At 69.3% G+C, this 24,630-nt stretch carries 21 protein-coding genes; 7 read left to right on the forward strand and 14 right to left on the reverse strand.

Annotated elements, in window-relative coordinates; genetic code table 11:
* Positions 1-127: 127 nt before the first annotated feature.
* The gene (locus tag VD997_07125; GenBank protein ID HYE61752.1) at positions 128-535 is read right to left on the reverse strand and encodes a hypothetical protein; all 408 of its coding nucleotides are present in this window, start codon (positions 533-535) and stop codon (positions 128-130) included.
* A gap of 17 nt (positions 536-552) precedes the next feature.
* Entirely contained in the window at positions 553-1,761 is a 1,209-nt protein-coding gene (locus tag VD997_07130; protein ID HYE61753.1) for a thiolase family protein, read from the reverse strand.
* A 103-nt stretch (positions 1,762-1,864) separates the two neighbouring features.
* On the opposite strand from VD997_07130, the gene VD997_07135 reads away from it, so the two are divergent.
* On the forward strand, positions 1,865-3,019 hold the full coding sequence (locus VD997_07135) for a cystathionine gamma-synthase (protein HYE61754.1): 1,155 nt from the start codon (positions 1,865-1,867) through the stop codon (positions 3,017-3,019).
* A gap of 17 nt (positions 3,020-3,036) precedes the next feature.
* On the opposite strand, the gene VD997_07140 is transcribed toward VD997_07135, so the two are convergent.
* On the reverse strand, positions 3,037-4,233 hold the full coding sequence (locus VD997_07140; GenBank protein ID HYE61755.1) for a hypothetical protein: 1,197 nt from the start codon (positions 4,231-4,233) through the stop codon (positions 3,037-3,039).
* 272 nt (positions 4,234-4,505) lie between these two features.
* Between VD997_07140 and VD997_07145 the strand changes: the two genes are divergently transcribed.
* Entirely contained in the window at positions 4,506-6,782 is a 2,277-nt protein-coding gene (locus VD997_07145) for a hypothetical protein (GenBank protein ID HYE61756.1), read from the forward strand.
* A gap of 461 nt (positions 6,783-7,243) precedes the next feature.
* Here VD997_07145 and VD997_07150 read toward each other — a convergent pair whose 3' ends face one another.
* Genes VD997_07150 through VD997_07160 form a run of 3 tightly spaced genes read right to left on the reverse strand, consistent with a single transcriptional unit; the run spans position 7,244 to position 9,741 of the window.
* Entirely contained in the window at positions 7,244-8,413 is a 1,170-nt protein-coding gene (locus VD997_07150) for a hypothetical protein (protein ID HYE61757.1), read from the reverse strand.
* A gap of 44 nt (positions 8,414-8,457) precedes the next feature.
* A complete protein-coding gene (arfB, locus tag VD997_07155; GenBank protein HYE61758.1) occupies positions 8,458-8,895 on the reverse strand; it encodes an alternative ribosome rescue aminoacyl-tRNA hydrolase ArfB in 438 nt (145 codons plus the stop codon).
* Between the two features lie 9 nt (positions 8,896-8,904).
* Positions 8,905-9,741, reverse strand: coding sequence for a CPBP family glutamic-type intramembrane protease (locus VD997_07160; protein HYE61759.1), 837 nt, complete (start codon positions 9,739-9,741; stop codon positions 8,905-8,907).
* Between the two features lie 115 nt (positions 9,742-9,856).
* Here VD997_07160 and VD997_07165 point away from each other — a divergent pair, with 115 nt between their 5' ends.
* Positions 9,857-10,693 carry an indole-3-glycerol phosphate synthase TrpC gene (locus VD997_07165; protein HYE61760.1) on the forward strand — a complete coding sequence of 279 codons (837 nt, stop codon included), beginning with the start codon at positions 9,857-9,859 and terminating at the stop codon, positions 10,691-10,693.
* Positions 10,694-10,728: 35 nt separating this feature from the next.
* On the forward strand, positions 10,729-12,168 hold the full coding sequence (locus VD997_07170; protein HYE61761.1) for a TlpA disulfide reductase family protein: 1,440 nt from the start codon (positions 10,729-10,731) through the stop codon (positions 12,166-12,168).
* A gap of 107 nt (positions 12,169-12,275) precedes the next feature.
* Here VD997_07170 and VD997_07175 read toward each other — a convergent pair whose 3' ends face one another.
* The 4 genes from VD997_07175 to VD997_07190 are packed head-to-tail and all read right to left on the reverse strand — an operon-like array spanning position 12,276 to position 15,387.
* Positions 12,276-13,637 (reverse strand): glycosyltransferase, encoded by a 1,362-nt coding sequence (locus VD997_07175; GenBank protein HYE61762.1) that lies wholly within the window; start codon positions 13,635-13,637, stop codon positions 12,276-12,278.
* Entirely contained in the window at positions 13,637-14,032 is a 396-nt protein-coding gene (locus VD997_07180) for a HEPN domain-containing protein (GenBank protein HYE61763.1), read from the reverse strand. The genes VD997_07175 and VD997_07180 overlap by 1 nt, the downstream gene beginning before the upstream one ends.
* Complete coding sequence (locus VD997_07185) at positions 14,029-14,355, reverse strand: nucleotidyltransferase domain-containing protein (protein HYE61764.1); 327 nt, start codon at positions 14,353-14,355, stop codon at positions 14,029-14,031. The genes VD997_07180 and VD997_07185 overlap by 4 nt, the downstream gene beginning before the upstream one ends.
* Before the next feature lie 39 nt (positions 14,356-14,394).
* Positions 14,395-15,387, reverse strand: coding sequence for a tRNA pseudouridine synthase A (locus tag VD997_07190; GenBank protein ID HYE61765.1), 993 nt, complete (start codon positions 15,385-15,387; stop codon positions 14,395-14,397).
* Positions 15,388-15,611: 224 nt separating this feature from the next.
* Between VD997_07190 and VD997_07195 the strand changes: the two genes are divergently transcribed.
* The gene (locus tag VD997_07195) at positions 15,612-18,230 is read left to right on the forward strand and encodes a choice-of-anchor X domain-containing protein (protein ID HYE61766.1); all 2,619 of its coding nucleotides are present in this window, start codon (positions 15,612-15,614) and stop codon (positions 18,228-18,230) included.
* A 153-nt stretch (positions 18,231-18,383) separates the two neighbouring features.
* Here VD997_07195 and VD997_07200 read toward each other — a convergent pair whose 3' ends face one another.
* The 3 genes from VD997_07200 to VD997_07210 all read right to left on the reverse strand — a co-directional run bounded on the left by VD997_07200 (position 18,384) and on the right by VD997_07210 (position 21,218).
* Positions 18,384-19,154 carry a prepilin-type N-terminal cleavage/methylation domain-containing protein gene (locus VD997_07200; GenBank protein ID HYE61767.1) on the reverse strand — a complete coding sequence of 257 codons (771 nt, stop codon included), beginning with the start codon at positions 19,152-19,154 and terminating at the stop codon, positions 18,384-18,386.
* Between the two features lie 65 nt (positions 19,155-19,219).
* Complete coding sequence (locus tag VD997_07205) at positions 19,220-19,609, reverse strand: DUF2946 family protein (protein ID HYE61768.1); 390 nt, start codon at positions 19,607-19,609, stop codon at positions 19,220-19,222.
* 154 nt (positions 19,610-19,763) lie between these two features.
* The gene (locus tag VD997_07210) at positions 19,764-21,218 is read right to left on the reverse strand and encodes an alkaline phosphatase (GenBank protein HYE61769.1); all 1,455 of its coding nucleotides are present in this window, start codon (positions 21,216-21,218) and stop codon (positions 19,764-19,766) included.
* 305 nt (positions 21,219-21,523) lie between these two features.
* On the opposite strand from VD997_07210, the gene VD997_07215 reads away from it, so the two are divergent.
* Positions 21,524-22,324, forward strand: a complete 801-nt coding sequence (locus VD997_07215; GenBank protein HYE61770.1) for a helix-turn-helix domain-containing protein — start codon at positions 21,524-21,526, stop codon at positions 22,322-22,324.
* A 76-nt stretch (positions 22,325-22,400) separates the two neighbouring features.
* Here the strand turns inward: VD997_07215 and VD997_07220 are convergent, their stop codons facing one another.
* A complete protein-coding gene (locus VD997_07220) occupies positions 22,401-23,762 on the reverse strand; it encodes an alpha/beta hydrolase (GenBank protein ID HYE61771.1) in 1,362 nt (453 codons plus the stop codon).
* Positions 23,763-23,828: 66 nt separating this feature from the next.
* On the opposite strand from VD997_07220, the gene VD997_07225 reads away from it, so the two are divergent.
* Positions 23,829-24,503 carry a helix-turn-helix domain-containing protein gene (locus tag VD997_07225; GenBank protein HYE61772.1) on the forward strand — a complete coding sequence of 225 codons (675 nt, stop codon included), beginning with the start codon at positions 23,829-23,831 and terminating at the stop codon, positions 24,501-24,503.
* Positions 24,504-24,630 lie beyond the last annotated feature (127 nt).

Consider the following 24,630-nt stretch of genomic DNA (forward strand, 5'->3'; position numbering starts at 1 on the left):
GGGGAGGTGATGGTAGTGGGTTATCGGTTATTCCGGGGTGGGGCTTGGGCGAGGGTCGGGGGATGTGGGCGCGTGAAAAACCCCCGGGGTGCGGGGGTTGGGGGGGTCCCGTGGTGGCGTGACACCGCTATCGGGTAGCACGGTCGGGATCAAAGAGAGTCACATCGTCGCTCGTGTCCCAGGCGCCATCCGGTCCACGCGATTGGGCCCGGTAGCCATCAGCGGTTCTCCATACACGCACTGGTCGATTCCAACCGTCCTTGACACGATTGATTTTATGACCGATGTCAGGCAAGGCCGTTACATCAAGCTCGAGCGGGCCTGAGTTCTCAACCAGCTTCGCACGTTCGAGCACGACCCTCAGAACGGTGATCGTCATGTCGGGAGCACTGATTGTCGGTCTGAGCCCGACCACTAGCGCGGCAATCGCAGCGGCAATGATCACAGCCGCCGCGGCGATGACGCCAGTGCTCTTCACTTCACTCGCCCTTTCCTTGACCCAGTGCAGGACATGCTCACCCAGAGCGGTGAGCATGCCACATGGTCAGCCACTCAGACCTCGATCACCATCGCCACCGAGTTGCCGCCGCCGAGGCAGAGGGCGGCGACGCCGCGCTTGCCGCCGGTGCGGTGGAGCTGGTGGATGAGGGTGGTGAGGACACGGGCGCCCGAGGCGCCGATGGGGTGGCCCAGGGCCACGCCGCCGCCGCAGATGTTGATGCGCTTCTCGTCGAGGGAGAGGGCCTTGACGTTGCAGAGGACCTGCGCGGCGAAGGCCTCGTTGATCTCGAAGAGATCGATGTCCTTGGCGGAGAGGCCGGCCTTCTGGAGCACGCCCTCGATGCCCGCGATGGGGGCCGCGAAGATGTCCTTGGGGGCGACGCCGCTGGTGTGGTAGGCGACCACCCTGGCGATGGGCTTGACGCCCAGCTGCTCGGCCGTGGCCATGGAGGCGACGACCACGGCCGCGCCGCCGTCACTGATCTGGCTGGCGTTGCCGGCGGTGATGAACTCGTGGCCGGGGACGGGGCGGAGCTTGGCGAGCACCTCGGCGGTGGACTCGGCGCGGACGCCCTCGTCGATGCTGACGCCGTTGCCGGCGTTGTACTTCTTGTCGCCGATCTGCTCGGCGGAAAGGGCAACCGTCTCGCTCTTGAAGTGGCCGGCCTTCGCGGCCTCGGCGGCGCGCTGGTGGCTCTGGGCGGAGAAGCGGTCCTGGTCGGCGCGGCTGACCTCGTACTTCTTGGCGATGTGGTCGGCGGCGTTGGTCATGCCCCAGCACTCAAAGGCGCAGCGGAGGCCGTCGTACTGCATGTGGTCTTCGAAGTTCGTGGGGCCGAACTTGACGCCGTCGCGGACGCGGGCGAAGTGCGGGGCCGCGGTCATGTTCTCGAAGCCGCCGGCGATGACGAGCTGGTTGTCGCCGGCGCGGATGGACTGCGCGGCGGTCATCACCGCCTGAAGGCCCGAGCCGCAGACCTTGTTGACGGTCTGGGCGGAGGTGGTGTCGGGGAGGCCGGCCTTGAGGGCGGCCTGGCGGGCGGGGTTCTGGCCCAGGCCGGCCTGGAGCACGCAGCCCATGATGACCTCATCGACCTGGCCGGACTTGAAGGCGTTGGCGAGGGCGGGGCTGTCGGCCGCGATCCCCTGGATGGCGTAGGCGCCGAGGTGGGGACTGTGGACCTTGGAGAGGCCGCCGAAGAACTTGCCGATGGGGGTGCGCTTGGCCGCGAGGATGACGGGGGTGGTGTTGGCTGCCATGGGGTCTCCTTCGGGGGGAGTTTAGCGCGCGGGCGTGCGATAGGACTCATGGGAGTCATAGGACTCGTAGGAAGGTGCGGCGGGTTTCACCTATCCTGCTGCCATGAACGAGCCTGCTCACCGCTTCGGCACCCGCGCTATTCACGCCGGGCAGTCGCCCGACCCCACGACCGGCGCGATCATGACGCCGGTGTACATGACCTCGACCTACGTCCAGGACTCCCCCGGGGTGTTCAAGGACGGGTACGACTACTCGCGCTCCAAGAACCCCACGCGCACGGCCCTGGAGGCCAACCTCGCGTCGCTCGAGGGGGCCAGGCACGGCCTGTGCTTCTCGTCGGGGCTGGGGGCGATGGACTGCGTGCTGCACCTGCTCAAGGCGGGCGACCACATCGTGCTGAGCGATGACGTGTACGGCGGGTCGTTCCGGCTCATCGACAAGGTGTTCAAGCACCACGGCGTGGAATGCACCCGCGTGGACATGACGAACATGGAGGCCGCGAAGGCGGCCTTCAAGCCCAGCACCAAGCTGGTGTGGCTGGAGACGCCCAGCAACCCGATGCTGAAGGTGATCGATATCGCGGCGATGGCGAAGATGGCCCGGCAGCACGCGGCGCACCTGGTGGTGGATAACACCTTCGCGACGCCTTTCCTGCAGAACCCGCTGGCCCTGGGCGCAGACATCGTGTGCCACAGCGCGACCAAGTACCTGGGCGGGCACAGCGACCTGGTGGGCGGGGCGCTGATGGTGAGCGACGAGAAGCTGGCGGAGCGGCTGCGCTTCACGCAGAACGCCGTGGGCGCGGTGCCCAGCCCGATGGACTGCTTCCTGATCCTGCGGAGCACCAAGACGCTGCACGTGCGGATGGAGCGGCACTGCCAGAACGCGATGGAGATTGCGAGCTGGCTGAGCAAGCACCCCAAAATCGAGAAGGTGATCTACCCGGGGCTGGCCAGCCACCCGCACCATGAGCTGGCGAAGCGGCAGATGAAGGCCTTCGGCGGGATGATCTCGGTGGTGCTCAAGGGAGGGCTGTCGGCCGCGAAGAACTTCCTGGAGCGGGTGGAGCTGTTCTCGCTGGCGGAGAGCCTCGGCGGGGTCGAGAGCCTCATCGAGCACCCGGCGATCATGACCCACGCTTCCATCCCCGCCGACGCGCGGGCCGCCCTGGGGATCGTGGACGGCTTCGTGCGCCTGAGCGTGGGGATCGAGGATGTGCAGGACCTGATCGGGGATATCGAGGCGGCACTCAAGTAATCACCGCGCGGTGAGCCTCAGTCCCAGAACACGCGGATGACGCCGGCGCCGCCGGCGGCGGCGGGCGGGGTGTTGCTCGCCTCGGCACCGTTGCCGCCCTGACCGGCGCTGATCACCGGGAGCGGCGCGACCGAGGGCGAGGAGTTGCCGCCGACACCGAGGGGCCCGGGGCCGCAGAAGATCGACGATGGGAAGCCGCCGGCGCAGGCGGGGCCGCGCCCGATACCGCCCATGCCGCCGACGTTGTTGGCCAGGATGTTGCCGCTGCCCAGGAGCTGCGCGGGCGCGCCCGAAGCGCCCGGCGCGCCGGAGGGCGGGTGCGAGCAGCTGCCGGTGGTGTTGATGCTCGCGTGGGTCGTGCCCTGCCCGCCGCCGCCGCCGCCGAAGGCCCGCAGCACCACCGTGGCCCCGCGCATGACGGTGGAGTTCTGGCCGGCCTGCCCGGCGCCCGCGGTTGGGGAGCCGCCCTGGCCGACGACGAGCGTGAGCGTTTCGCCAGGAGTGACATCCAGGATGGCACGGACGTAGGTGCCGGCGGCCCCGCCGCCCCCCGCGCCGGGGAAGGGGCCGGTGCTTGAGCAGTTGGCCGCGGCGATACCGGGGCCGCGGTTTCCGCCCGCGCCGCCACCGCCGTACATGTCGACGCCCAGGCGTGTGACGCCGGCAGGGACCACGAACGAGTGCGAGCCGACGGGGAAGGTCTGCGCGTTCGCGGGCGGGAGCGGGGCCCCCATCGTGAGCGGGTACCAGAACTGGCCGTCGGAGCCCTCGAAGCGGTTGTTGGCCGCGTTGTAGCGGAGGGCGCCGGGCATTGGCGGGGACTGCGCGGGCACGGCGTGGGCGTACACGGCCTTGGGTGCGGGCGTCAGGCTCTGGCGCGGCGTCATGGTGGTGTAGCCCGTCGCGCTCGCGCAGGTCCCGGCGGCGCCGGGACGGACCTGGACCTCCAGAAAGGCGTCGCCCACGGTGGGCGCGGTGAGCGGCACGATGACGGTGAACAGGCCGTTGACGACGGGCACGTCGTCGGCGCACACGACGCCGGAGATGGGGCTGCCGCCGGTCTCGACCCCAAAGAGCGTGAAGCGCACGTCGTAGGCGCCGTTGGCGGGCTGGCCGGCCTCATCCAGCCGTCCCTGGTAGGTGAAGCTGGTGGACTGGGCCTGCGCCGCGATGAAGCTGAGCAGGAACGCGAAGAGACAGGTGATCGCCCGCATGGCGGTAGCTCCCTCGGGGTAAAGCCCCAGCCTACCCGCATCTCCCTCTGCTGCAAGGCGATGTGCGGTGATCGGGAGCGCGTCACCTCGCCGACAAGCGGACGCGTGACGCCGACGGCATTTTTCTCAGACCCGGGCCAACGCGGCCGGGCCGTTGAGGGCTTGTAACCGCAGGCGAGGGAACTGGTTGGATCACCCGCCTCCGAGGGGGATCGGAGCGGCGCGAGAAGGTTTTCACCGCGCCACCCTCCGGGAGGGGGCACATTCGAGCCATGCGACTCCCCCACTGCTCCGCCCGTCCCGCCTGCCTCGCCGTCGTCGCGGCTGCCGCCGCGCTTGCTCCCAGCGCGCTGGGGCAATCGTGCAACCACAACACGTGGCGGTCGCCCGCGCTGGTTCCGACGTACGCCGGGTGGGTGATCGATCTCGAGATGTGGGACCCCGACGGGCCGGGGTTCGCGCCCGCGGCCATCGTGATGTCGGGCATCATCCCGGGCGGGCCCAACGAGGTCATCGGGTACTGGGACGGGGCGGCGTGGGTCACGCTGGATCGGGCCGCGGTGCGGAACGCGCGGGGGCTGGCGGTGCTGCCCGACGGGACGCTGATCGCGGGGGCGACCTTCCGTCAGCCCAACGGCGTGTTCGTCGACGGCGTCTCGCGCTGGACGGGGACGGCGTGGGAGCTCATGGGCGGGGCCTTCAACGGCTTGGTGCAGCACGTGGACGCGACTCCACAGGGCGAGATCGTGGTCGCGGGCGGGTTCACCTCCGTCGGCGGCGTGAGCGCCCGGCACGTGGCGCGGTGGGACGGCACGGCGTGGGTGGGGCTGGGCGGGGGGATCACCGACTCGGGCAGCCCGGGCCTGGACCCGCGGGTGGACCACCTGGTGGCGCTCAGCGGCGGGCGGGCGGCGGTGGCGGGGCTGATTGGGGCGACCGCGGACGGCCCCGCGGGGCAGTTCGCGTACTTCGACGGCACGCAGTGGCAGAACATGGGCATGCCGACGCCGGCGGGGGTGCGCACGGTGGGTCGGGCGCCGAGCGGTGACCTGGTGGTGGGCGGCAACTTCACGTCCATCGGCGGGGTCGCGGTGCCGCGTCTGGCGCGGTGGACGGGGACAACGTGGGCGGCGGTTGCGCCGGGCGTGCCCATGGGCGTCGGCGCGCTGGACTTCGCCGCGGACGGACGGCTGCTCATCAGTGACGGCGGGCGGGGGGCGCGGTGGGACGGCACTGCGTGGGAGGGCCCTGGGCCCTTCATCACGGAGTTCCGCGGCCTGATGGCCCTGCCCAGCGGCGACGCCGCGGTGTGGGGGATGTTCAGCAGCGCCAACGGCATCAACGCCCACGGAATCGGGCGGTTCGAGGGCGGGCAGTTCCGCTCCATCCAGGCGGGGGTGCCGGTGCGGCCGCTGGCGATGACCGTCGACGCCGCGGGGCTGGCGGTGCTGGCGGGCGAGCCCTGCCCGGGGTGCGTGCCCGGCACGGTGGTGCGGTACGACGGGCGCGACTCCACGGTGCTGGGCTCGTTCAACCAGAAGACCTACGCCCTGGCCACCATGGCCAACGGCGACATCGTGGTGGGCGGGGCGTTCACCAATATGACGGCGCCCTACGGCTTCCTGAACGTCAACAAGCTGGCGCGGCTGAGCTCGACGGGTGGGGGCGGGGGCACGTGGACCGCCCTGGGCTCGGGCGTGGCGACCAGCAACCACGAGGTCGCGGAGGTGTTCGCCCTGGCGGTGACGCCGTCCAGTGAGCTGATCGCGGGGGGGCGGTTTGATACCGCGGGCGGCGGGGCCGCGGCCAACGTCGCCCGCTGGAACGGCAGCGCGTGGTCGCCGCTGGGCGGGGGGCTGGCGGGGCGGGTGTTCGCCCTGGCGGTGACGCCCGCGGGCGAGGTGATCGCGGGCGGGCGCTTCGAGCAATCGGGCAGCTCCAACATCGCCCGCTACAGCGGCGGCGTGTGGACACCGATGGGCGTTGGCCTGGGCGGCGCGGGCGATCAGGTGAACGCCGTGCACGTGCTCCGCGACGGGCGGGTCCTCGCGGGGGCGAGCAACGGCGTGGTGGCGGTGTGGGAGGGCGGGGTGTGGCAGCCGGTGGGCTCAGCATTCAACGGGCGGGTGCTGTGCGTCATGGAGGACGCGCACGGCGGGCTGTACGCGGGCGGGGACTTCACCGCCAGCGGCGTCGAACCGACGCTCCGCGGGGCCAAGTGGGACGGGGCCAAGTGGGTGCAGCTGGCCTTCGGGTTCAACGACTGGATCGGGTCGATGCGGATGCAGGGCGGGGACCTCGCGGTGGCGGGCTCCTTCTCCACGCTCGGGCACCCCGCGGGCGGGTACGCCCGGCTCATCTTCCCGCACGCGGACTTCAACGGCGACGGGGACTACGGCACCGACCAGGACATCGAGGCGTTCTTCGCCTGCATCGGCGGGCACTGCTGCCCCACCTGCGGCTCGGCGGACTTCAACGCCGACGGCGACCTGGCGACCGACCAGGACATCGAGTCGTTCTTCCGGGTGCTGGGCGGGCACGCGTGCTGAGGGGGAGTTGAGCGCGAAGGGCGCGAAGGGGAGCGAAGGCGCGAAGAGGGAAGGCAGGTACGCGGAGTTGCGCGGAAGGGCGGAGTTGCGCGGAGAAAGGCAGTGCGAAAGGATGCCGCCTTTCTACTTCGCGATTCTGTCATCTGAGAATGACTCGATCCGCTTTTGCGATCTGCTCTTCAACCTGCCTTCAACTCCGCGCGACTCCGCCCTTCCGCGCCACTCCGCGTACCTGCCTTTATTCTTCGCGCCTTCGTCCGCCTTCGCGACCTTCGCGTTCAGAAGGCGTTCGATCGCTTGCGCGATCGGCTCTTTTCGCTGCCTTCCTCCGCGCGACTCCGCCCTTCCGCGCAACTCGGCGTACCTGCCTTTCCTGCTTCGCGTCTTCGCTCCACCTTCGCGACCTTCGCGTTCAAAGAGGGGTTCGATCGCTTGCGCGATCGGCTCTTTTGGACGCGCGGCTATTCCAGCACGAAGGACCGCTCGCGCCAGAGTTTTTCCAGGCGCTCCGCCATGCCGCCCTTCTCCGGCAGGCGCTGGGCGCACGCGGCGAGGAGGTCGACGAGGTTCTCAAAGTCGGAAAGGGCGATGAACTCGCGGGCGACCTTCGGCGGGCTGGTGTTGGTCCCCGCCTGCACGGCGGTCAGGTCCGCCATGTTGTGGTAGTTGCCCAGGGGCAGGCAGACGCAGGTGGACTCAAGGCCGGCATGGAAGAACACCGACGCCTCGCAGGCGCCCCCGGCCATGAGCTTGCGCTGCCACTTCCACGCGGGGGCGTCGGCGAGCTTCTGCGAGGCGGTGGGCTGGGAGCCCCCGGCGATCTCTTCTGCCCGCTTGGCGATGGCGTCGGTGAGGGTGGGGCTGAAGACGGAGATGCGGTCGCCCACGCGGACGATGGGGCCGCCGCCGATGGGGGATTCGGGGAAGCTGCGGCTGTTCTCCAGGGCGATGACGCGGGCGTTGCGGGGAATGGTGCCGTGGCGCACGGCGGCGATCGCGCCGATGAAGCCGATCTCCTCGGCGCGGGTGAAGAGCAGGGTGGGATTGGAGGCGGGGTCGTCGAGGGAGACATCCAGGGCGGCGAGGGCCGCGGCGGCGGCGGCCATGTCGTCGCACGCCTGCGTGTGCACGAGGCCGTCGATGAGCTCGGCGGGGCCCACGTCCCACACGCCCACGTCGCCGACGGTGAGGTCGGCCCTGCCCTGCAGCTCCGCGGTCCAGAACTTGAAGGGCTCGGTCTGGCCGGTGGCCCCGGTGATGCGGGCCTTGTGCCGCTGGCCGTCGCGGGAAGCGAGCACGACGCGGGCGTCGGTGAAGTAGTCGTCCATGACCCCGCCGCGGAAGGAGAGCTCGACGACGCTGGGGGCCACGACGCGCTCGACGACGAAGGCGGGGTGGTCGAGGTGTGCGGTGAGCCAGAGGGGGCGTTCGGGCTGCGGCTTGGTTCGGTGGGAGATGACCAGGTTGCCGGAGGGGTCCTTGTCGAGCTTCAGCTGCGGGCGGGCCGCGGCCCAGCGCTCGATCCACTCGATGACGCGGTGCTCGCGCCCGGAGGCGGTGGGGATGTCGGTGATCTCCAGCAGCCAGGCGAGGTGCTGCTGGCGCTGGGCGGGGGTGATGGGCACGGTCATGGCGGATGGTACGGGCCGCAGCGATCGCTCTTGTGGCGGGGTGCCTAGTCGTCGCCGCCCTGACGCCGCTTCTTGACCTCGCCGCGGCTCTTCTTCTCGCTGAGGCGGCGTTCCTTGGCGCCGCGGCTGGGCTTGGTGGGGCGGCGGACCTTGGGGGCGACCAACGCGCGCTTGACGAGGTCCTGCAGGCGCTCGGTGGCCGCGGCCTTGTTCTGGCCCTGGGAGCGGTGCTCGTCGGCGGTGATGAGCAGGTCGCCGGCCTCGGTGACGAGCGAGGGGGCGAGGCGTGTGAGGCGGTTGAGCTGAGTGCCTGTCAGCGGCAGGTCGGCCAGGCGCACGCGGAGCTGGCAGCGGGTCGCCCGCTTGTTGACGTTCTGCCCGCCGGGGCCGGAGGACGCGGAGAAGCTGTAGTCCAGCAGCCCCTCGGCGATGAAGAGGCCGGGGGCGAGCCGCACCGAAGAGGATGGCGTCTCCGCGTCCACGCTGCGACCTTAGGTGATGAGCACGGCCACGACCACGTTCATCGCGTTGAAGGCCATGTGCAGGGCGATGGGCACGGCGATGCTCCGCGAGCGCTCGAAGGCAAAGCCCAGGCACACGCCGAAGACAAACAGCGTGCCCACCGCATACCACGGCACGCCCGTGCTGACGTGGGCGAGGGCAAAGAGCGCTGCGGTGATTACGATCGCGGCCCAGGGGCGGCGCGAGAGCCGCAGGATCCCCGACTGCAGGAAGCCGCGGTAGACGAGCTCCTCGTGGATGGGGGCGAGGACGACCGCAACGGCGATCATGACCCAGGCCCAAGGGTCGCCGCCGTCGCTGGTGATGGTGCGGAGGGCAGGGTGGGCGATGGGGTCGGTGACGCGGGTGGAGGTCTGCAGCTCGTACGCGAGCTGGAAGACCCCGGAGCAGAAGTAGAGGATGGGCACGCACAGGGGCAGGCAGACAAGGCCGAGGGCGAAGGTGCGCGGGCGTGCGGTGAGGCCCGCCGCGGGCGCGGCTCGGCGGATCATGACCGCGAGAAACCCGGACACGGCGAGGGCCACGGTGAACGACGCGGCGCCGGTGATGGCCATGCCGCGTGTGCTCGCCGGGTCGGTGCCGCCCAGCAGCAGCATCGCCGGCAGGCTGCCGAGCATGAGGCCGGCGTAGCCGACGATGGACGCGATGAACCAGAAGGCGGGCTCGATGGGCGCGAGGTCGCGGAGGCCGCGTGCCAGCACGCCCGGGCGCAGCGTGCGCGTAGACCACAGGAGCCAGAGCACGCCCAGGGAGAACGCGAGCGCGGCCCAGGTCGACCACGAGGTAAGGAACGCTTCACCGGGCATTGCGGCGGCTGTTTCACCAGTTGGGGCTAGAGCTTCAGGAACGGGGGTCGTCCCGGTCTGCGCGTGCGCACGCGGGCTCGGGAAGAGGGCCAGGGCAAGGCCAACAATCAGGGGCGTGCAGGACGAACGCGTGACGCTTGAACGGATGGTCGAGCACAAGCGGCGGCGGCTGGCGGAGGCCAAGGCCCGGACGCCGCAGCATGAGCTGGAGCTGCTGGTCGCCCAGGAGGAGCCGCCGCGGAACTTCTTCCGCGCGGTGACGCGGCGCCGCGGGTTCCACGCCACATCGGTGATCGCGCAGGTGATGCGGCGCAGCCTGGGCAACGGGCTGCTGCGGCCGGAGTACGACGGCGAGGGGTACAGGCCCGCGGACATCGCCAGACGTTATCACGCGGCCGGGGCGTCCGCGATCGCGTGCGTGACCGAGGAGGACCATCATGGGGGGAGGCTGGACGACATCCGAGCGGTGAAGGAGGCCGTGCACCTGCCGGTGATGCGGTGGGACGTGATCGTGGACCCGTGGCAGCTGTGGGAGAGCCGCGCCGCGGGGGCGGACGCGGTGCTGCTGATCGCGGACATCCTGCGCGAGGGGGAGCTGGTGGATCTGCTGATCCTGGCGCAGCAGCTGCAGATGACCACCCTGCTGGAGGTGCACGACGTCGAGAGCCTGCTGCGGGTGCGGCCGCACTATGGGTTCCCGCACCGGAGCTATGCCCTGCTGGCGATTGACAACCGCGACCCCACGACGATGAAGGAGGACCTGCGGACGACGCTGCGGCTGGCGGACCTGGTGGAAGACCGTGCTACCTTGGTGTCCGAGGCGGCCGTGCACGACCGCGACGACCTGCTCAAGTTGCGTGGGGTGGGCGTACGGATCGTGCTCGTCGGCGAACACCTGCTGCGGAGCGACGACCCCGGGTTCGCGCTCCGGCAGCTGCTCGGGTCTGATTGAGAGAGGTCCCCAGCGGACCGTTGGAGAGGTTGATCATGCGGACGACGGCGATTTCGCGGGTGCTGTGGCTTGTGCTCACCGCGGGCGGGGCGGTGGGTGTGGTTGGTGCTGCGCACGGGCAGGAGAAGTCACCCGAGGATGGGGGGCAGCCCGCGAGCGCTCCGCAGCCGGAGACGCCCGCTACGCCGGCACCCGCGGAGGGCGCCGCCCCGGCTGCTTCGACCGATCCGGGGCGGGCGGTCTTTGAGCAGGCCCGCGAGGCGGTGAAGCGGGCCCAGGCGTTCACCTACCACGCGAAGTACTACGGCACGGGCGGCATGGAGATGTACACCTCGCGCGTGGAGGCCGACGTGCGGCTGATGCGCTCGCCGCGGGGCACGGCGTGGCTGGGGCGGGCCATCGGCACGGGCGAGAGCCGCTCGCTGCCGCGGTTTGAGATCGACGTTGGCTGGCGCGAGATCACCAACGAATGGATCGACCACAAGGAGAAGAAGCTGTTCGAGAAGAACAAGCGCGACTCCAAGGGCGTCGCCTTCACCATGGGCAACAGCGCCCGCCTCGAGGAGCTGGTGGACCCGCAGCCTTTCAAGAACGAGCTCGCGGCGGGCGTGACGTACGAGGTGGAGCCGGCGGTCGAGTTCGCGGGCGTGACCTGCGACTCGATCCTGGTCAAGACCGGACGGACGAACGTGCGGTGGCTGATGGGGCAGCAGGACAAGCTGCCGCGCAAGCGCGAGGCGGTGCTGAACAGCAGCACGGTGTCGGGCACGATGGTGATCGAGCTGCACGACATCAAGGCGGACGAGAACCGCCCGCCTCGGATGACCGAGGAGATGGTGCGGGTGGCCCTGCCCGAAGGCTACACGGAGGAGCGGGTGGCCCCGCCCCCCCCACCGCCGCCGCCCCCGCCGCCCCCCGCGCCGATGCCGATGGAGTCGGGCAAGGGCGACCCCATGCCGAGCCCGGGCAAGGGCGAGGAGCCCGCGCCGCCGCCGAAGGTGGAGGAGCCCCCGCAGCCCACGGTGCAGATGGCCCCCGACTTCGAGTTGAGCACGCCCACGGGGGAGAAGGTGTCCGCGGCCTCGCTGCGCGGGAAGGTGGCGGTGCTGCAGTTCGGCGGCTCGTGGTGCCTGCCGCTGCGCGACGCCAACCCCGAGGTCCAGGCGATGGCCTCGGCGCTCAAGGACCGCGGCGTGCAGGTGTACTACGTGAACGTGCGGGAGAAGAACCCGGCGCAGATGGTGGATGAGTTCGGCAAGGCGGGGTTCACCTTCGGCGTGCTGCTGGGCGGGGATGAAGTAGCCAAGGCGTTCGGCGTGAAACGCTACCCGACGTACTGCGTGATCGACCCGAGCGGGATGGTGGTGGCCCGTGAGGCGGGGTACACCAAGGACGCGACCATCAACGCGGTGCGGCAGGCGGCGGAGGCGGCGCTGGGGGGGGCGGCGCCCGCGCCGAGCACGGCGGGGAAGTAGCCGGGGGGAGGGCTTTCGGCCCGCACGAGGGGCTGAGGAGCGCGGCTAATTGCGGGTCGGGGAGGCGGGCTTTCAGCCCGCAGTCAGGACCAGAGGAAGTGTGCGGGCTAAAACCCCGCCCCCCCGGGGTTGAGTGCCTTTGCATAGACCTGCTCGAGGTCGCTGATCATCCTCTCGGTGGAGAAGAGTTCGGCGCACTCGCGCTGGCCTCGGGCCGCGAGGGTTTGCCGCTCCTGCGGGTGCGCGGCGCACCAGAGGATCGCTTCCCGGAGCTTCTCGAGGTCGGCGAGGGGGACGAGGCGGCCGGTCTGCATCTCGCGGCAGGCCTCGCCGGTGCCATCCACGTCGTAAGCCACCGGGCACACGCCCGCGAGCAGGGCCTGCGGCACCGTGCGCGGCAGGCCCTCGCGGTAGCTGGGGTGGGCGAGCACGTCCATCGCCCGCATGAGGGCGGGGATTCGCTGCGGGGGGACCAGGCCGGTGATGAGGACCTGAGGCGGTGAGTCGGTGAGACGGTGAGACGGTGTTGGCGCGCTGCTTGCCCGGTCGAGTTCGGTGACGGTGAGGCCCATGGCGCGGGTCTTCTCGATCAACCGCTCGCGCCACCAGCCATTGCCGACCCAGAGCAGCTTCCACTGCGGGTTACGCCTTAGGTCGTCGGCAAGGGCGTCGAGCAGGTCGTCGTGGCCCTTGTGCTCGGCGAGGCGGGCGACGGTGCCGATGACGAAGTCGGTGTCGTTGAGGCCCAGTTCGCGCCGGACCTCGCCGCGCGATTCGCCGGGCGCCGCGTGCAGGAATGGGGCGGTCTCCATGCCCGAGCGGACGGTGACGTACTGCTCGGGAAGCCCGATGCCGCGGGCGAGGAACTGGCGGGTCATGGCGTCGGCGACGCTGACGATCGTGTGGCAACGCTCCGCCGCGTGCCGCTCGGCGACGGTGTAGATGAGGTTGTTGAGGCGGACCTTGGCGCGCTTGAGGGGGCCGCCCTCGATGGGCATGAAGGGCGGGCCGTGGATGGTGTGGGCGACGCCCGGGCGCAATCCCGCGATGCACTCCGCGACCTCTGCTGGCTCACCGTGCGGGCCCTTTGCCAGGTAGGTTTGCATCGTCATTCGGCAACGACTTGCCCACCCAGCACGGCGGCCAAGGATGCCCGCTTTCGACGAGTGCGTGTGCACGATGTCGGGCTTGATGTCACGGATGAGCGCGAGCAGCTCGCGCTCGGCACGCCAGTCGGAGAGTGGGTTCACCTCCCGCACCAAGTGCGGGACGACGTGCGTGGTGATCCCGTGCCCCTCAGGTGTGCGGAAGTTCTCCACCCGCTCCAGCAGCGAGCCCTCGGGGCCGTAGATCGGCCCGAACGCGAGGTGCACATCATGCCCCAGGCGCGCCTGCCCTTCGCAGGAGAGCACGGTGTTCTCCTGCGAGCCGCCGAGGATGAGGCGGGTTGAGATGTGGAGGATGCGCATTAGACGAGAGGTCGGAGGATCGTCCAGATTGAGTGTGCGATTCGCTGCAGGTCCGCCACGTTCGCCGGCGTAAGTCGCGGCCCGGGGTAGCGGAACCGTACAGCAGCGGCGGAGAGCTTGAGCAGGTCCTGCACCGACGCGGTCGGACCGATCGCGAACTGGCCAAGCAGCTGATCAAGCACTTCCAGGTCGTGCGTCTTCGGCGGGGTCACGCCCTTCTTCGTGAGCACCGCCTTCATCAGCTTCTCTGTGGCCTGCTGGTACAGGAACCCGACCTGATCAAGGTGTGGCCTCTGAGCACCCGACTCGCGCCGTGCCATATCAAGGTCCGCTTCAGCGATCTGAACCCACTCGAGAACCAGCGCCGCGACAGGGTTCGAGGGCACCTGGCTCACGCCGCGGCCTCGTACAGCACGCGCCCGCGATCAACCGCCTCGCGGATGATCGGGTCGCCCCCCTCGTAACGCCACTTCATCTCCTCAGGGGTCCTCACGATCACGTCGATTGGAAACCGGTGCGGATGGATCCGGGCCGCAATCTCGGAAGTGATGTCCAGCCATGAACCGTCGTAGGGCATCACGACAAGCAGATCGACGTCTGAATCGTCATGCGGAGTTCCGTACGCGCGGGACCCAAAGAGAATCACCTTCCGCGGCTTGAACTCAGCCGCGATCTTGGCGGCGAGTTCCTGGATGTCGCTTTCGGTGACCGTGAACATGCACCCATTGTATCGGCTGGGGCCGGGCCACTGTTCGAGCTAGTACCTGATCCACTCCAGGCACAACCCCTCCGGCGGCATGGTGCTGCCGGCCTGGCGGCGGTCTTTGCTCGCGATGATCCGGGGGATGTCGTCCGGCGTGAGCCGCCCGCGCCCGACGTCGGCGAGGGTGCCCGCGATGATGCGGACCATGTTGTAAAGGAAGCCGTTGCCGCTCACGTCGATGCGGATGCGGTCCTCCGCGGCGCGGGTCACGGTGCAGTCGTAGATGGTGCGGACGGTGGTCAGCCGCCCGTGCCCGGCCGCGGCGAAGGCCGCGAAGTCGTGCTCGCCCGTCAGGTGCTTCGCGGCCTCGTGCATGCGGGCGTGGTCAAGGGTCTCCCACACGTGGGCGACGTAGCGGCGGTCCCACAGGGGGCGGGTGCGGGAGGCGTGGATGGTGTAGGAGTAGCCCTTGGCCCTGGTGTCGCCGATGGGGTCAAAGTGCGAGGCGACCGGCTCGATGGAGGTGATGAGGGCGTCGGGGGGAAGGCGGCCGTTGAGGGCGTAGAGCAGGCGGTCGGTGCCGCGGGAGAGGGGCCAGCCAGAGTGGCGGGGGCTTGTTGGAGGGGTGTCGTCGTCAACCCGGGACTTCGCCCCGAGCGGCTCAGTCCCGGCGTCGTCATCGCCCGAGCAGCTGAACGCGGCGACCTGACCCTTGGCGTGGACCCCAGCGTCGGTGCGGCTGGAGCCCATCAATATGACGGGCTCCCGCACGATCTCGCGCACGGCCCGCTCCACCACGTGCTGCACGGTCCGGAGCTGCACCCGCGGCCGGTCCTCGCCCTCGCGGTGCACCGACCCCTGAACCTCCAGTTTCAGCTCCCCCGCGGTGCCGCGCCGGATGCGGTCCTCGAGGGTGGCGTGCGTGGCGCCCGCCTGGTGGGGGCGGGCCTGGGGGTTGGCGTGCAGAGCGTCGGCGAACGGCTCCTGTTTCTGCCAGCCGCAGAAGTCGGTGCCGTCGTAGGCGATGGTGAGCTTGTACCGGGGCACTGGGTGAGGGTAGCTCGAACCGGGTTTTGGCCGATGGAGCGGCACGGACGGTCTGTGGGGCGAAGGCCCAGGCCAGAAACAGACAGCGGTGTCCGCTGCGGGTTCAAGATTCCATTCAGTTTTTCCGGTTTACGGGAACCCATGGGCGCGGTACAACGGCAGGCGGCCGTTCGGCCAGTTCTCGCCTCGTTCGTGGATGTGGTCCCTCAACTTGTGGAGGAGTCATGAGTCGCAACCGGATGTTCGGGGTCGGTGTGTCCAGCGCGCTCGCGCTCGCGTGCGCGGCGTATGCCACGCCTCAGGAAAGCGTTACGTTCAACAACGTCATCACCGAAGGGCTGCTGGGCGACCCTGCGAACACGGTGCTGACGCACACCTTCACCGGCACCTACACGGTGACGAAGCTGCGGCTGAACGCCTCTCTCTTCTCCACCAGCACCGGCACGTGGCCGGCGGACTCCCGGATCCAGGTTCAGACCCCCTCGGGCCAGATTTTCGAGGTTCAGCCGTTCACACAGATCGGCGGGTTCACCTCGGTGAGCACCCCCGGCGACTTCATCGTGAACATGCCCAACCCCGAGGTGGCCGCGGGCACATGGACGTTCACGTTCTTCGAGGATTACAACGACACCGGCACCGACGCGTACTGGGAACCCGCGGTCATCACGCTCGATAACGAAGCCCCGCCGCCGCCGCCGCCCCCGGCCAACTTCCAGGAGATCGAGGGCAACGACATCAAGGACGCTGCCAACCTCGTCATTGACATCGCCGCGGGCCAGACCGTCGGTGGCCTGACGATGGGCGCCAGCACCACCACCCCCGGCAACACCTCCGCCGACTACTTCAAGGTCAAGACCCGGACGGCGCCCTCCGGGATTTACCGCCACCGGCTCTCGTTCGTGTCCACGGGCGGCACCGCCGTTCCCACCGCCAGCATCCGCGGCCTCAGCCAGACGGACGGATTCATCAACCCCGGCACCGACGTGGCTGTGCAGACCGCCGCCACCACGACCGACCCGGCCAGCACCGTGCAGTGGTACGGCTTCGGCCGGCAGGAAGAGCTGTACGTCGCGGTGATGGGGTCCTCGGCCTCCAACACCGAGTACCGCGGGACGTATGACGTCTCCCCGGTGACGCCGATCGAGGCGGGCTCCTTCATCACCGGCGAGATCACCATCGACCGCGACCCCGGCAACTTCGCCGACGCCGACTTCATGGTGTACGACAGCACCTTCACGGCGATGCCCGGATATTCCAACGACGGCGGCAACACACTGACCCGCAACTTCGAGCCGGGCACCTACTACATCGCCTTCAGCAACTGGAACACGGCCAACGATCAGCCCGCGCCCATCGACGACACCTACCCCAGCGAGAACGTGATGGACTTCCCCAACGTGGTGGTGAACAACAGCACCTCCACGTTCGCGAACATGAACATCCAGGTGACCGACATCACCGGCGCCCCGACGATCATCACCGGGTCCAAGGACGGGTTCTTCGACGTCGTGTGGTACCGCTTCACGGTGGCCAACCCCACCGGCCCGATCCCGCCGCGGGGTACCGGGACCGCGATCCCGGGCACGGCCCAGATCACGAGTGACGTGCTGCTGACGGTGCAGGCGTACGCCGGCATCAACCCGCCCAGCACGGGCCTGCAGGTGCGGGCCGACCTGACCAGCCTCAACGGCGGGGCGAACCAGGCGTTCTATGACGATGGAACCCACGGCGACGAGGCCGCGGGCGACAACGTGTTCAGCTACCTGGCCACGCTCGCGGAGCCGATGACCGCGGGCCCCGTCAGCGTGCCCTTCACGGTGTCCGACGCCGAGCTCCGGACCGGCACCGGCACGATCACGTTCAACGCCACGGCCGCGCCCACGGGCGGCTGCTGCGTCGCGAGCGACTGCAGCCTGATGTCCGCCTACGCGTGCAACCAGGCGGGTGGCACGTACCGGGGCAACGGCTCTGATTGCGGCAGCGTCAGCTACAACTTCAGCGACAGCAACATCGAGTTTGCGACGATCTCGGGCACGGGCGTCATGCTGAACACCGTGTCGAACTGCGACGACTGCACCGAGTCGGTCGCGCTGCCCTTCACCTTCAACTTCTTCGGCACCGACTACACCACGATCTACGTGTCCTCCAACGGCAACGTGCAGTTCGGCGGGTTCGGCAGCGCCGCGTACTTCAACACCGGAATCCCCAACACCGGCACGCCCAATGATGCGGCGTACCCCAAGTGGGACGACTACGACACCTCCGACTCCACCGGTTACGGCCAGGGCTCGATCTTCATGCAGGAGTTCGGCACCGCGCCCAACCGCCGCGTGGTGATCGAGTGGAACAACGTCACGCAGTTCACTGCCGCTGCTACGTACCCGTTCACCTCCGAGACCTTCCAGGTCATCCTGCACGAGGGCAGCAACAACATCGAGTTCGCGTACGGCTCCAACTCGCCGGTGGACACCTCCGGCTTGAACCAGGGTTCGGGCACGGACGGCAGCGGCGGCGACTGCACCATCGGCGTTGAGAATGCCTCGGGCACGACGGCCTACAGCATCCCCAGCGCCGGGTTCAACTTCGGGGCCCAGCTGCTGACCTTTACCAACACCCCCGTGTGCGGCAACCCCTGCCCCGGCAATGAGTGCGGCCCGCAGGACTACAACGGCGACGGCGACAGCGGCACCGACCAGGACATCGAAGCCTTCTTCGCCTGCCTGGGCGGCACCTGCTGCGAGACCTGCTACTGCCAGGGCAGCGACTTCAACGGCGACGGCGACTTCGGCACGGATCAGGACATCGAGGCGTTCTTCCGCGTCCTTGGTGGCAACCCCTGCTGAGTTGCAGTTGACATCCCGATGAACGATCAACCCCCACGGGCCCGCGCCCGTGGGGGTTTTCTCTTGAGGAGCCGATCGCGCAGGCGATCGGTCTTCCCATACGGAAGTGCAAGACACGGAGAAGAACTCGATCGCTCGCGCGATCGGCTCTTTTCAGGGCTCCGCGTCCGGCAGCAGGGCGTCGTCCTCGTCTTCGGTAAAGAACCGCAGGTGCGTGTCGAGCGTGCCCTGGGTGACGCTCACGCCGTCCCGCTGCTCGTCTCCTCCCTCGCCCATCCACTCGTTGTGGTGGTACATGTTGGGGTCCTGCTGCCCCGCCAGGCTGCGGGTGCGCACGAACTCCGCGTGCTGATCGGTGAACGCCACGCACATGCCCTCCCCGCCCCAAGCGGCCGAGAGCGTCCGGCCCAGCCGGTAGTCGGCCCTGTCGCCGATATAAACGATCGGTTTGAAGGCGCGCAGCACCTTCACATCGTTGTCGAAGGCGAAAGAGGCGTGGAAGCGGACGCGGGCGATGGAGCCCGGGTCGATGGTGGTCGCGGCGTCCACCTCTGCTCCGTCAAACGTCGCGAGCACCGGGCGGCGGTCGTCGGTTTCCAGGGGCGAGAGCGTGTCGCCGGCATTGGGGTTGATGAACGCCTGCGCGGGCAGGCTCTGGACTTTCGCGAGCAGGCTCAGACCCAGGAAGGCCTTCTCGTCCGGATCTTCCATTGTGGGCAGCTGATCCTTGTACTCATGCGAGTACGCGGCCATGGCGATGCCCAGGTCGTGCAGGCGGGCGAGGGTGACGGTCTGACGCGAGGCGCGCCGGGCCTTGCCCAGCGTGGGAAGCAGGATGCCGATGAGCAGCGCGATAATGGCGATGACCACCAGCAGCTCGATGAGCGTGAACGCGCGGACGCGGTCACGGCGTGCGTGAGGCATGGTGTGGCTCCGTGGATGGTGGGTGTGGGCGCGCTGGGCGCGCCTGTGAGTGCGGTGTCGTGAGTTCAGGCGGCCGTCAGGCGCGGCGGCCCGCGGGCGGTGGCCTGTCTCACGAAGCACACCGCCGGGTGCTCGTCCTGTGCGAGCTCGATCACGACGGCGAGCGGGGCGTGGAGAAAAAGAGCCGTCGGTGCAGGCAGGTCACGCGGGCCGGCATGGAGCACGGCATGGCAGACCTCGCACGCTGGCTCCTCATCGTGGTGATCGCGGTTCTCGTGCTCGTTGTGCGCGTGCTCGTCGTCTGCACGCTGCTCTTCGGGGCGCTCACAGTGGGCGAGCTCATCGCCCCCGGTCTGGTGGCCCGCGTGGTCGTGGTCATGCCACAGCGGCGATGCCGCCATCAGCAGCAGCGCGACGATGCAGGCCAGAGCCGGGATGGACCGCGGGAGGGCCATGTGAGAACGCGTTCTCATTATGGCATGGCGCGGCGGTACGGCAAGCTGAAAAGAGCCGATCGCGCGAGCGATCGGAATCGGAACCAGCATTTCACGCTTCACCAGCCCGGCAAGCACAAAACCGATCGCTTGCGCGATCGGCTCTCTACTGAACTCAGTCGTCGTTCACGCCCCGAGCCGGCTCGATCCGGTGCTCCATGCCCGGCAGCAGCTTGGGCGCGGGCAGCTGCATCGCGCTCACCATCAGGCGGTGCAGGTCGGTGTTGTCGAGCGCGGGCGTGAGCAGCTCGCTGCCGGGGCCCATCGCGGTCACCTCGACCATGTCGGAGGTGTGGTTGGGGCCGGTGAAGGCAACGCCCAGGTGGTCGGCGAGCAGGCCGCCGAGCACACTGGTCCACACGCTGGCCTGGCTGAACGCGGCCGTGCGGCGCTTGCTCACCGCCATGGCCAGCAGCGTGCGCTCGTCCTGGTCGAGCCCGATGCCGGTTGCTGCCTCCACGATCTCAGCGACCGCGGCGGGCTGGGCCTCCGCGGGCCGCTTGGCCAGCTCCTCCCAGATCCAGTCGAACGAGTGCTTGACGTTGTTGATGCGCTGGAAGGCCTCGCGCCCGGGCTTGCCGTAGAGGGTGAGGCCGGGGTTGGCGTTGGCGTGGTCGGTGGTGACGATCAGCAGCGTGTCGTCGCGGCCCTCCATCCAGTGCAGCACTACCTGAAGCGCGAAGTCGAAGTCGATCTGCTCCATGATCAGGGACGCGGCGTCGTTGTTGTGGGCCGCGTGGTCCACACGCCCACCCTCGACCTGCAGCACGAAGCCGGCGGGATTCTCCAATCTCTTGAGCGCTACGCCTGTCATTGTGGAAAGTGCGGGAACCTCCGGCGTCCGTTCGAACACCATGGGCACATGGTCCTGTGCGAAAAATCCCAGCAGTCGTCCCTGGCCGGCGGTCAGCAGCTCGGCCTTGTTCCGCGCTACCAGCAAGCCGGGATGCTGCTTGAGCAGCTGGTCCGGGAAGTGCTTCCCACCCCCGCCGAGCATCACGTCGACGCCACGCTCCAGCATCTGCTGCGCGATGGGCTGCCACAGGTCGCGCTTGGGCACGTTGGCGACGAAGCTCGCCGGAGTTGCGTGCGTGACACGGGTGGTGGTCACCACACCCGTCCGTTTGCCGCTCTGGCGGGCGTGCACGAGGATGGGCACCAGCTGCTCACCCTCGTTCGAGATGTTGATCACGCCGTTGTTGACGTGGACCCCGCAGCCCCACGCCGACCCGCCCGCGGCCGAGTCCGTCACCCAGGCGTCAGCCGAGTAGGTGGTGGCGGTGCCCCGCCGGACCCCCTCGCGCGACCACAGGGAGACCCAGTGCGACGGCCGCCCCTCACGCTGGCGGTAAGCCAGATCGGCCAGGGTCAGTGTCCCCGTGCTCATGCCGTCGGAGACCATAAAGATGATGTTCTTCGCCACCCGCGCTGTGGGAGGCGTCGCGGGCGGCCCCTGCTCCCGCGCCTGGGTGGCTCGGGTGGGGCCGGCGCCCAGAGCGGCGCCTCCCACGCCGAGGGCGGCCAGGGTGGAGGAGGTCCGCAGGAAGGAGCGGCGGTTGATCGGGGGCATGGGTGGAGAGCGTACCGGGGTTGGGGAGGCCGCAAGGTCGGCTTGGCAGAACCTTTACAGATGCCGCCCGCCCGTTCCCCGTCCGCGGAACCGCGCGTGGCCCGTGCGGGGGAGGCGAAGCCGCGACTCCACCGCTGCCGCACAGTGCTTTGGAACCCGGCCCCTCCGGAATCCGTACCGCTGCCTGGGTCCTTGAGGAATCCGGCGGGTTCGGGTAGCCTCATCCCCCCGGTCCACAGGCAAGTGCCACTGGCGGCTTGCCCGCCGGACCGACAACGATCTCGCAGTCACCGGAGCGTCGCCCCATGGACAAGATGTTCTATTCGATCGAAGAGGCCGCCCAGAAGCTCGGCAAGACGACGGACCAGGTCCGCGACATGGCCGCGCGGGGGCAGCTCCAGGAGTTCCGCGACCGCGACGCCCTGGTGTTCAAGCGTGAGCAGGTCGACCTGCTTGCCGGCGACGACGTGATCCCGCTGGCCGACAGCGGCGAGCTTGAGCCCCTCACCCTTGCCAGCAGCGGCAGCGCCCCCGGCCTCGTTGAGGCCAAGGAGTCGACGGGCATCAACATCTTCGAGGCCGAGGGCACCGACGAGGCCGACCCGTCGGCCGTGACGCGCGTCACCACCTCGCCCGGCTCGCTGGTTGACCCCGGCGACAAGAGCGCCAGCGGCAGCGGCGGCCTGCTCGACATGACCCGCGAGCCCGACGACACCTCGCTCGGCGCCGACCTGCTGGGCGATGTCTACGGCAGCGAGACGATGGCGGCGCAGACGGCCGCGGAGCCGGCGATCACCGACGGGGGCGGCGCCCTCTTCGAGACGCCCGGCGCGGTCATGGAGACTACCGAGACCACCACCGCGATCGCGATGATCCCCGCCGAGCCCTACGACGGCGCGGCCAGCGGCTGGATGGGCGGCCTGGCCCTGGGCGCGATCGTCGCGATCGGCCTCGCGGCGTTCACGCTCATCATCGGCCTCACCAGCACCGCCGGCGGCGGCATGCTGAAAATGATCGGCGACCAGTACATGATCTTCGTGGGCGCGGCCGCGGCGTGCCTGGTGCTCTTCGCGGGCATCGGGTTCGTGCTGGGGAAGAAGAGCTGAACGCGATCCACAACTGAGTGAAATGAGAAACGGCCGCTCGTGCGGCCGTTTTCTTTTGTTCGGATCGTAGAGCGAATCACTTCGAGCGCTCGAGCATCCACGCCTTCACCGCGTCGAGCACTTCGGGATCGATGGTCGTGGCGATGGTGCCGTACTCCTCGAGGCCGCCTGTGGTGGCGGGCTGGAAGAGGTGGTTGCACTTGGGGAACACGCGCACGGTCGCGTCCTTCATCGGCTTGAACGCGGCATCCAGCGCGGGCCGGTTGTAGGACGCGGGCACCTGCACGTCCTTGCCGCCCAGCAGCGCGAGCACGGGAACGCGGACCTTCTTGAGGTCGTTGCGGATGTCGTTGGCGAGCAAGTCGCGCATGCCGGGCGAGCGGAGCTGCTTGAGGGCCTCATCGACCTCGGCCTCGGGGATGTCCTGCACGCTGGTCTGCGCGAGCATCAGGGCGCGGGCGAGCTCGCGCAGCTTGCTCTCGGGGGCGTTGGCCAGCACGCCGTCGAAGAGCGCCTTCGCCGCCTTGCACACCTTGTCAGCGCCCTCGTCGCTCATGCCTGCGGCCTTGAAGATCGCGCGGTTCTGCTCGGCGAGGTTGCTGGCCCCGTCGGTGCCGATGCCAGCGAGCAGCACGACCCACGCGACCTTGGGGTCGTTCGCCGCGACGCGGGCCGCGACCTCGGCCCCCTGGCTGTGGCCCAGCAGGCCGACGGAGCCAATGTCCTTGCGGGTGCGGAGGTGGCGGACGCACGCTGCGGCGTCGGCGACGAGGTCGGTGAAGCGGCTGGCCACGCCGGTGGACTGGCCGACGCCGCGGTCATCGACGCGGAGCACGGCGAACCCGGCGCGGGTGAGGTGGTCGGCCCACACCAGGAACGGGCGGTGGTCAAAGAGTTCGCTGTCGCGATTCTGGGGGCCGCTGCCGGTGATGAGCAGTACGGCCGGGAACGGGCCCTCACCCTGCGGCAGCGTGAGCGTGCCCGCGAGCTTGGCGCCGGCGGACTGCACCGTCACCTCCTCGCTGCGGTATGGGAACGGCGGCTTGGGGTCCTGCGGGCGACGCACGGCCTCCGCGGTGGTGCGCTTGAGGGTGAACGGGAACGAGCCGCCGCTCTGGGTGAACTGGCCGGTCATCTCGTCGCCCTTCACCGTGCCCTTGAACGACGGCTCGCCGGGGACCTCGGGCATCCGGAACGTGACGGCCGGCGGCGTGTACGTCACATCGCTGAGCTTCATTGCGGTGACGCCCTGGTCGGGGATGTCGATTGTCGCGGCGGTGTCGGTCGTGAACTTGACGCGGATGCCGAGCTTCTGGCCCATCACGTCGATGTGGCCGGACCAGAGGCCTTTGACGCCGTCAGCGATGGGGGCAGCAGCGAGGGCGGTGGCGGAGATGACCAGCGCGGCCATGGCCGCGAACACACGGGCGAACTGCATCGGGGAACCTCCTGAAGGCCGCGCCCCACCCGGCGCGTGCTTTGAGTTTTTGGTATTATTCTCAATATGCCGCGCCAGTCAATACGCGTCAAGGGGAAGGGCGTTACACGAACGCCCAAGAATGGCGGTCCCACGGGCACGCAGCTGCCGTCGCGTCGGCCGCTGATGACGCTGACGACCTCGAAGCAGGTGCGGGCGATCGCCAGCCCCGTGCGGCTAGAGGTCATCAGCTTCCTGGTGTCACTGGGGCCGTGCACGGTGGCGGAACTGGCCGCGGCGATGGACCGGCCCGCCGACGGCCTGTACCCGCACCTGAGGGCGCTCGTACATGCGGGCGTTGCGGTCGCGGCGCGGCGCGAGCCGGGCCCGGGCGAAGGGCGTGGCGAGGCGGTGTTCGATGCCGCGGCCGATCACTTCAGCACCGAATGGGACGAGGAGACTGGTCGTGGCACGGCGGCGTTCATGGAGGTTTCGGATGCGGTGCTGCGGGCAGCGGGGCTGGGGCTGCGGCGGGCGTTTGAGGCAAGGGCCGTGCGGCTGACGGGGGACAAGCCGAACCTCACGTGCATGCACGAGAGCGGGTGGGTGGACGAGGAGACGCTGGCGAAGGTGATGGGGCACCTGCGCGAGGCCCGCCGCCTGCTCGTGGAGGGTCGCACGCAGCGACGCGGGCAGCTGGTGCAGATGACAACGGTGCTGGTACCGACGGTGAGGAAGCGGGGAGCGGCAGAACGAGAATGAGAGCGCGAACGGCAAAGGCGGGCGCACATCTTGCACGTTCGTTACGAGCCCGGAACGTAGTGACGGGTTCTCGGGGAGACCTGCGACACCCGGCACGCCGGCACGCCCGTCAACGAGAGCAGCACCG

Source organism: Phycisphaerales bacterium, assembly GCA_035627955.1.
Lineage (GTDB): Bacteria > Planctomycetota > Phycisphaerae > Phycisphaerales > UBA1924 > JAEYTB01.